Raw genomic sequence first — 6591 nt, 5'->3', positions numbered from 1 at the left:
CTCGCCTACCAGAACATCTGGCTCGGCCAGGCCGCCCCCGCCGTCGATGTCCTCGACCACGCACTGACCCGCACCCAGAACTCCACTGCACGGTCCCTGCTCCATCTGCGGAAAGCCCGAGCTCTGGCCATGAACGGGGAAGCCCGCGCCTGCCGGCGTTCCCTCGACGCCGCAGAACACGCCCTCAACACCAACACCACCGCCCCGCCTGCCTGGTGCTTCTGGATGAGCCCCGCCGACCTCGCCGTCGACTCCGGCCGCTGCCTCATCGATCTCGGGGAGACCGTCCCCGCACTCCACCAAATCACCCAGGGCGTGGCCCTGCTGCCGACCTCCCGCGACAAGACCCGCGCGATCTTCCTCACCTATGAGGCCGAAACCCTCCTACGCCAAGGCGAGATCGATCACAGCGCCGCCACCGCCCACGAAGCCCTCGCCCTTTCTCTCCGGATCGGCGCCGCCCGCTGCACGCGGCAGATCAGCAGGCTCGCGCCAAGCTTCGAACGCCACCTTCAGGTGGAGAACGTCCAGCAGTTCCTCCACGCCATCCACCAGTCGCGCCCGCGATCCGCGTAGGCGGACGCCGCGGCATACGCGACCACGATGCCGTCCCGCACCAGGGCGCGGCTGCCGACAGGAACGACGCGATGCCTTTCCGACTGACTGCACACCTACCATCACGACCACGGGCACACCGCGCCCGCAGACAACCCGCCATCCAGCAACAGTCCCCACATGGGCAGGGAACACAGGGCTGAGGCGGAAGGTATCGGGACGGCCACCGCTGGGGTGTGTCTTCTGCTGCCTTTGCGGGCCGCGACCAAGGTGTGGGGCACCCCCGCCAGTCCGGGGACGGAGGGGAAGCGGATCGATGAATTCGCCTGTGCGTGAGTGGGCGTTCGTCCTGTATCCCGAGGGGCGGCCGGGTGAGGTGGAGTCCGACCGGTTCGACCGCTCGGATGCGCTGGCCGGTGGGGAGATCGGGTGGGAGGAGGATCCGGGCGTGGTGCGTGCGGCCCGCGCGGAGGACGCGGTGGCGTGGGCCGTCGAGCGGCTGGCGGAGGCGGGCATCGGGATCGCCGACGTTCCCGCCGCCACCTGACCGGGCGGAAACACGGATGGTGATGGTCGGCTTCGGATCGGAACTGCCTGGACCGTGAGGGTCGTCATCGCTACTGTCCGCGGCAGTCTTCACCACATCCGGAGGGTTGGCGGGATGGCGACTCGTCGGTGGCTCGTGCTCCTGGCCTGGGTCCTGTTCATCGTCGGCCCGACCATGTTCTTCATCAACGCCGAAGCAGTCGTGAACGGCCAGGCCGTCGAGTGCGACGGCAGCCCGATGGAACCCGATCAGTTGTGCGTGAGCTTCAGCGGCGGCGAAAGCCGCACTTACGAGGAGGAGAAGCGGAGCGAGGCCCGGGGCGAACGCGTCGGTTACGCCGGGCTGGGTATCGCCGCCCTCGGCGTCGTCCTCTTCCTCAGCCACAGGATCACCGGGCCAAGGAGACGCCGGTGACCCCTCCCGCCAGCCGTTCACTCACCGGCTCACGGAACTGCCCGGCGTCACCCGGCGTCGGATCGGGGTCCATGCCGACCGGTGACCACCCGCGGGCTGTGTCCGTCCGGAGGAGCTGTTGCGGGGCTGTTTAGGTGTGTTTACGCTGTTTGGGTGGGCTCGGGGTGTCCCCTGTGGGTGGAGGCCTGTGATGTCCCGATCGCTGCTCGGTGCGCTGCCGCTGTGTGTCGCGGTGGGTGCTCTCGCGATGACCGGTGGTGCGCAGCCGCAGGAGAGGGCGGCCGAGGTCGGGGGGACCGTCACGGCGGGGGGTGGCACCGGTCTGCGTGAGGCGCCCGACGACGGTGCGGCCGTCGTGGGCACGGCGGCGGGCGGGGCCCGTATCGACGTGCTGTGCGTCGCGGAGGCGGACCACGGCTCGACGTGGTACCTCGTGCGCGCTGATGCCGACGCCTACGCCTGGGCGCCCGCCGAGGACATCCGCGTGAAGGGTGACGGGCCGGCCGCCTGCTAGTCGTTCCCGGCCGGGTCCGTCCCCGCTGTGTCCGGGTAGAGGATGCGCTGCGTCTCGGCCAGGTTGGCCGCCACCGCGACCGCCTCCCACTCGTAGCCGTTCCACCGGCACACGAGCCGGGGCGCCTCCGGGCGTACGTGCGCCCCCGCGCACGGGCCGGGCGTGAGCGTGACCACCCGGTAGCGGTCACTGCGCCGCGCCGCTCGCCGCTCGGCCCAGTCGGCGAGGGGTTCCTCGTCGTCCATCGGTTACGCCAGCCCTTCCCGTCGCACGGCACCCGCCGCGCACATCACACCATGCCCCGGGCCGTCCCAACCCACAGGCGAACCAGTACCGTTCACCCATGGATCTGAGAACGGTGGCCATCACCGGCGCGGCGGGGCAGATCGGTTCCGTCGTGCGGCGCGCCCTCCGCCCGGAGGCGGAGCGGCTGATCGCCCTCGACCGCGTCCCGCTGGAGGCGGAGGCGCCGAACGAGACGGCGCGCCAGGTCGAACTGCGCGACCCCGGCGCGGTCGTCGCCGCCCTCGCCGGCACCGGCAGCGACGCCGTCCTCCACCTCGGCGGCATCGCGGACGAGGCGCCGCTGGCCGAACTGCTGGCGGCCAACGTCCTCGGCACCCAGCACGTCCTGGAGGCCGCGCGCCGCCTCGGCATCCCCCGCGTCGTCCTCGCGAGCACCAACCGCGTCACCGGATTCCACCCCACCCGGCACCTGACCGGACCGGCCGACCCGACGCGCCCCGACGGCCTGTACGCGGTGAGCAAGGTGGCCGTCGAGGCGCTGGGGCGCATGTACGCCGAGAAGTTCGGCCTGTCCGTCATAGCCCTGCGCATCGGCAGCTTCGAGGAGAGCCCGACCGAGCCGCGCCACCTCGCGACCTGGCTGAGCCCCCGGGACGCGGTCGGTTTCGTCCGCGCCGCGCTGACGGCGCCGCCGTCGCCCGGCTTCCGGGTGGTGTACGCGGTGTCCGCGAACACCCGGCGCTTCTGGGAGCTTCCCGCGCCCACCACGCTGGCGTACACGCCGGTGGACGACGCCGAGACGTACGCGTCCCTGATCCCCGGCGCGGACATCCCCTTCTCCCCCACCACGCCGCAGTCCGGACCCTACGCGGCGCCGGAGTTCACGCTCCCGCACGTCCAGCCCTGACCTCCCGGCCGGCAGGGAACCGGCCGCCCGCCCCGCGCTCGCAACGCGGGACACCGGCCGGCACCTCGGCGACCGGCAGCTGTCGCCGGCCGCCGACGGCGCCACCGCGTACGTCCGCACGCCCGAGGGTGTGGCGGCGTGGCCGCCGGTCGTCCCGGGGATGGGCTGCGCCTGAGATCGGCGCGTACCGAACGGCCGCCCGCCGCTGTGATGTTCGTCGCTGACACGATCCACGGGGCAGAGGCGTGCGGCACGGCGGTGGCCGGTCGTCCCGGCCCCGGGTGCGGACGTGCGTACGTGGTCGGCGTCGCGGGCGGGAAGCCGTCCGGGCCGACCGGGCGCCCGCCTTTCGCCGGGCACGGGCGCGGGCGGCCGCGCTCGGGGCCGCCGACTGCTGCGGCGCAGGCCAGAGGGGGTGACGGGCCACTGGGAGCACCGGCGGGCGTGGCCGGTGGGGCGGACCGGAGGGAACGCCGTGGCCCGGCCGGTGACCACGCTTGCGGCTCCCGCCGGCCCGCCCTGCCGCCCCTCGTCCGTCACGGCGGCGACACCGTTGCGACCCCTGATCCGGGGTAAGGGGGGTCCGTGCGGGCCGTGCCCGTACGGCGAACAACTCGTGAGGGATTGTCAGTGCCACCCGTTAGGCTCGTTTGTATGTCCGAAGCACCTGAATCGACCGCTGTGCCCCGCTCCGCCGCCGTCCTCAACGAGGAGATACGCGCGCTGTGGACACGGGTCGCCGGTCGTCCGGCGGACGAGCAGCGCCGGGAGTACGAGCGCCTGCTCGCCGAGTGGGTCGCCGCCGCCCGCGCGGGGGCGAGTCGCTGACGGACGGGCGGCGCGCGGGGATTGACGCCCCTTACTGACAGGTAGTCTCATAAGGGGATGGCCCTCGCACCGCGTCCCGCGCCCGTCCCGGATGGGTCCGCGGAAGAGACCTTCAACGACTTCTCCGACGACGACATCGCCGCCCTGCGGGACTCGCTCGGCTCGCTCCGCAGCCGCGAGCGGGTGGCCGAACGGCTGCTCGCCTCCTCGGCCAGGCACTCCTTCGACCCTGACACCGAGCTGGACTGGGACGCCCCCTGGACCGAGGGCCTGTGGTACTGGCCGCCGGAACTGGTGTCCCTCTACGACACCCCGCTCTGGTACGCCATGACGGAGGAGCAGCGGATCGACCTGTCCCGGCACGAGTCGGCCGCCCTCGCCTCGCTCGGCACCTGGTTCGAGCTGATCCTCATGCAGCTGCTCGTCCGCCACATCTACGACAAGCCGCAGACCAGCGCCCACGTGCGGTACGCGCTGACGGAGATCGCCGACGAGTGCAGGCACTCGATGATGTTCATGCGCGCCGTGCGCAAGGCGGGCACACCGGCGTACCCGCCCGGCCGCCTCCACCACAACCTGGCGCGCGTCTTCAAGACGGCCTCCACGACGCCCGGTTCGTTCACCGCGACCCTGCTCGGCGAGGAGGTGCTCGACTGGATGCAGCGCCTCACCTTCCCCGACGAACGCGTCCAGCCGCTGATCCGGGGCGTGACCCGCATCCACGTGGTCGAGGAGGCGCGGCACGTCCGGTACGCCCGCGAGGAGCTGCGCCGCCAGATGCGCGTCGCGCCCCGCTGGGAGCGCGAGCTGACCCGTATCACAGCCGGGGAGTTCGCGCGGATCTTCTCGGTCGCCTTCGTGAACCCCCGTGTGTACACGGCCGTCGGGCTCGACCGCGCCGAGGCGGTGGCGCAGGTACGGGCCGGCGCGCACCGGCGCGAGGTCATGCGGCAGGGCGCACGCCGGCTCACGGACTTCCTGGACGAGATCGGCGTGCTGAGCGGCGTCGGCCGCGCGCTGTGGCGCCGCTCCGGCCTGCTGGCCTGACCGGCCACCGGCGACCGCCGTCCGGCGCCTCCTGTCTCAAAACAGCGGCCGCCGCCGGCCGATCCGCCGTGCCCCGGCACACCGGGACGCGGGCGGTTACCCTTCGGGACATGAACAGCCCACCCGTCGCGCCCCGTCCGGCGTACCGCCGCCTGAGCGTGGAAGAGCGTCACGGCCAGCTGATCGCCACCGCGCAGCGGCTGTTCGCGACCCACCCGCCCGAGGACGTGTCGCTCGACGACGTGGCGCGCGCCGCCGGGGTGTCCCGTCCGCTGGTGTACCGCTACTTCCCCGGCGGCAAGCAGCAGTTGTACGAGGCCGCGCTCGGCAGCGCGGCCCGCGACCTGGAGCTGTGCTTCGCGGTGCCGGAGGAGGGCCCGCTCAGCGAACGGCTCGCCCGCGCCCTCGACCGCTACCTGGCCTTCGTCGACTCGCACGGCGAGGGCTTCACCGCGCTGCTGAAGGGCGGCAGCGTGGTCGAGACGGCCCGCACGAGCGCCATCGTGGACGGCGTGCGCCGCGCGGCGGCGCAGCAGGTGCTCGTCCACATGCGGGTCCCCGCCCCGGGCCCGCGCCTCCACATGGCGCTGCGGACGTGGATCACGGCGGTCGAGGCCGCGTCGCTGATCTGGCTGGACGAGAACAAGCAGCGCCCCGCGTCCGAGCTGCGGGACTGGCTGGTCGAGCACTTCGTGGCCGTCCTCATGGTGACGGCCGGGCGGGACGCGCAGACGGCGGCCACCCTCCGCGCCGCCGCCGCGCTCGAACCGGCGGGCGGCCGGGTGGACGCCATGGTCGAACGGACCCTGGCCGCCATGGGCCCCGAGGCGGCGGACTGATGCGCAGCGAACGGACCCCGTTCGTCGGCGGACCGCTCGACGGCCGGGTGCTGCCCGTCCTCGTCGGCGCGACGGGCAAGCCGCCGAAGCGGTACGAGGTGCCCGTCCCCGGCGAGGACGGCGCGCCCGGCACGGTGCACGTCTACCGCCTCGAACCGGCCGGTCACACCCGCCGCCTGCGCCTCCCGCGCGGCTGGGTCTACACGTACGAACCGCCGCCTGCCCCGCCGGAGGACGCACCCTGACGGGGTCGTGCGCGGTATGCGGTGCGGCGTCGAGGACACCGGCCCTGCCGCCGCCGACCGGCGTGGCGTCCTGGATCGGCGGCGCCGTCGTGCCTCCGGGCCGACGCGGCGCCTCTGCCGTCGGCGGCGTGACCGTGTGGCTCGCTGTCTCCCGGCCGAGCGGCAGCCACCGCGTCCCACCGCCGGTCCGGCCGCCTGCCGGCCGGCCGCCCCCCAACCGGTCGGCGCCGCACGGCAGTCGCCCTCCGCCCAGGCGGACCCGCCGCCGCGCCCAGGGACTACACTGGTCTGTATAGTCGGAGTCGGCGCCCGGAGGGGGAATCCGGCACCGACCGCTTTCGACCAGGATCTCCTGGAGGGGACAGGCATGCCACGTCGCGAGGCGGCCCACGACAGGCGAGAGCCGGGGGGGGGGGGGGGGGGGGGGGGGGGGGGGGGGGGGGGGGGGG

At 73.6% G+C, this 6591-nt stretch carries 9 protein-coding genes and 1 pseudogene; 9 read left to right on the top strand and 1 reads right to left on the bottom strand.

Features of this window, described 5'->3' with window-relative positions; translation table 11 throughout:
- From ACL02R_RS29875 to ACL02R_RS29860, 4 genes and pseudogenes are all read left to right on the top strand, one after another.
- A pseudogene (locus ACL02R_RS29875) lies at positions 1-576 on the top strand (XRE family transcriptional regulator); the annotation flags it as partial.
- A 295-nt stretch (positions 577-871) separates the two neighbouring features.
- The gene (locus ACL02R_RS29870; protein WP_412800091.1) at positions 872-1102 is read left to right on the top strand and encodes a hypothetical protein; all 231 of its coding nucleotides are present in this window, start codon (positions 872-874) and stop codon (positions 1100-1102) included.
- 114 nt (positions 1103-1216) lie between these two features.
- Positions 1217-1516 carry a hypothetical protein gene (locus ACL02R_RS29865; RefSeq protein ID WP_412800090.1) on the top strand — a complete coding sequence of 100 codons (300 nt, stop codon included), beginning with the start codon at positions 1217-1219 and terminating at the stop codon, positions 1514-1516.
- A gap of 190 nt (positions 1517-1706) precedes the next feature.
- Positions 1707-2030 carry an SH3 domain-containing protein gene (locus tag ACL02R_RS29860; protein ID WP_412800089.1) on the top strand — a complete coding sequence of 108 codons (324 nt, stop codon included), beginning with the start codon at positions 1707-1709 and terminating at the stop codon, positions 2028-2030.
- On the opposite strand, the gene ACL02R_RS29855 is transcribed toward ACL02R_RS29860, so the two are convergent.
- On the bottom strand, positions 2027-2275 hold the full coding sequence (locus ACL02R_RS29855) for a DUF6087 family protein (RefSeq protein ID WP_362961598.1): 249 nt from the start codon (positions 2273-2275) through the stop codon (positions 2027-2029). The two genes, ACL02R_RS29860 and ACL02R_RS29855, sit on opposite strands and share 4 nt — an antisense overlap.
- A gap of 98 nt (positions 2276-2373) precedes the next feature.
- Between ACL02R_RS29855 and ACL02R_RS29850 the strand changes: the two genes are divergently transcribed.
- The 5 genes from ACL02R_RS29850 (at position 2374) to ACL02R_RS29830 (ending at position 6142) form a co-directional block, all read left to right on the top strand.
- On the top strand, positions 2374-3183 hold the full coding sequence (locus ACL02R_RS29850; protein WP_412800088.1) for an NAD-dependent epimerase/dehydratase family protein: 810 nt from the start codon (positions 2374-2376) through the stop codon (positions 3181-3183).
- A gap of 654 nt (positions 3184-3837) precedes the next feature.
- Positions 3838-4011 (top strand): hypothetical protein, encoded by a 174-nt coding sequence (locus ACL02R_RS29845; protein ID WP_362961604.1) that lies wholly within the window; start codon positions 3838-3840, stop codon positions 4009-4011.
- Positions 4012-4068: 57 nt separating this feature from the next.
- A complete protein-coding gene (locus ACL02R_RS29840) occupies positions 4069-5058 on the top strand; it encodes an AurF N-oxygenase family protein (protein ID WP_412800087.1) in 990 nt (329 codons plus the stop codon).
- A 110-nt stretch (positions 5059-5168) separates the two neighbouring features.
- Complete coding sequence (locus ACL02R_RS29835) at positions 5169-5897, top strand: TetR/AcrR family transcriptional regulator (protein WP_412800086.1); 729 nt, start codon at positions 5169-5171, stop codon at positions 5895-5897.
- Positions 5897-6142 (top strand): hypothetical protein, encoded by a 246-nt coding sequence (locus ACL02R_RS29830; RefSeq protein WP_412800085.1) that lies wholly within the window; start codon positions 5897-5899, stop codon positions 6140-6142. The genes ACL02R_RS29835 and ACL02R_RS29830 overlap by 1 nt, the downstream gene beginning before the upstream one ends.
- Positions 6143-6591 lie beyond the last annotated feature (449 nt).

Origin of the sequence: Streptomyces sp. MS19 (genome assembly GCF_047200595.1) — a bacterium.
Lineage (GTDB): Bacteria > Actinomycetota > Actinomycetes > Streptomycetales > Streptomycetaceae > Streptomyces.
Note: the sequence above shows the minus strand (reverse complement) of the source record. Positions and strands in the feature narration are given on the sequence as shown.

What these genes read in the sequence shown, in the direction of transcription:
- ACL02R_RS29870 (WP_412800091.1), top strand. Translation starts at nt 872, where the DNA reads ATGAATTCGCCTGTGCGTGAGTGGGCGTTCGTCCTGTATCCCGAGGGG.
- ACL02R_RS29865 (WP_412800090.1), top strand. Translation starts at nt 1,217, where the DNA reads ATGGCGACTCGTCGGTGGCTCGTGCTCCTGGCCTGGGTCCTGTTCATC.
- ACL02R_RS29860 (WP_412800089.1), top strand. Translation starts at nt 1,707, where the DNA reads ATGTCCCGATCGCTGCTCGGTGCGCTGCCGCTGTGTGTCGCGGTGGGT.
- ACL02R_RS29855 (WP_362961598.1), bottom strand. Translation starts at nt 2,275, where the DNA reads ATGGACGACGAGGAACCCCTCGCCGACTGGGCCGAGCGGCGAGCGGCG.
- ACL02R_RS29850 (WP_412800088.1), top strand. Translation starts at nt 2,374, where the DNA reads ATGGATCTGAGAACGGTGGCCATCACCGGCGCGGCGGGGCAGATCGGT.
- ACL02R_RS29845 (WP_362961604.1), top strand. Translation starts at nt 3,838, where the DNA reads ATGTCCGAAGCACCTGAATCGACCGCTGTGCCCCGCTCCGCCGCCGTC.
- ACL02R_RS29840 (WP_412800087.1), top strand. Translation starts at nt 4,069, where the DNA reads ATGGCCCTCGCACCGCGTCCCGCGCCCGTCCCGGATGGGTCCGCGGAA.
- ACL02R_RS29835 (WP_412800086.1), top strand. Translation starts at nt 5,169, where the DNA reads ATGAACAGCCCACCCGTCGCGCCCCGTCCGGCGTACCGCCGCCTGAGC.
- ACL02R_RS29830 (WP_412800085.1), top strand. Translation starts at nt 5,897, where the DNA reads ATGCGCAGCGAACGGACCCCGTTCGTCGGCGGACCGCTCGACGGCCGG.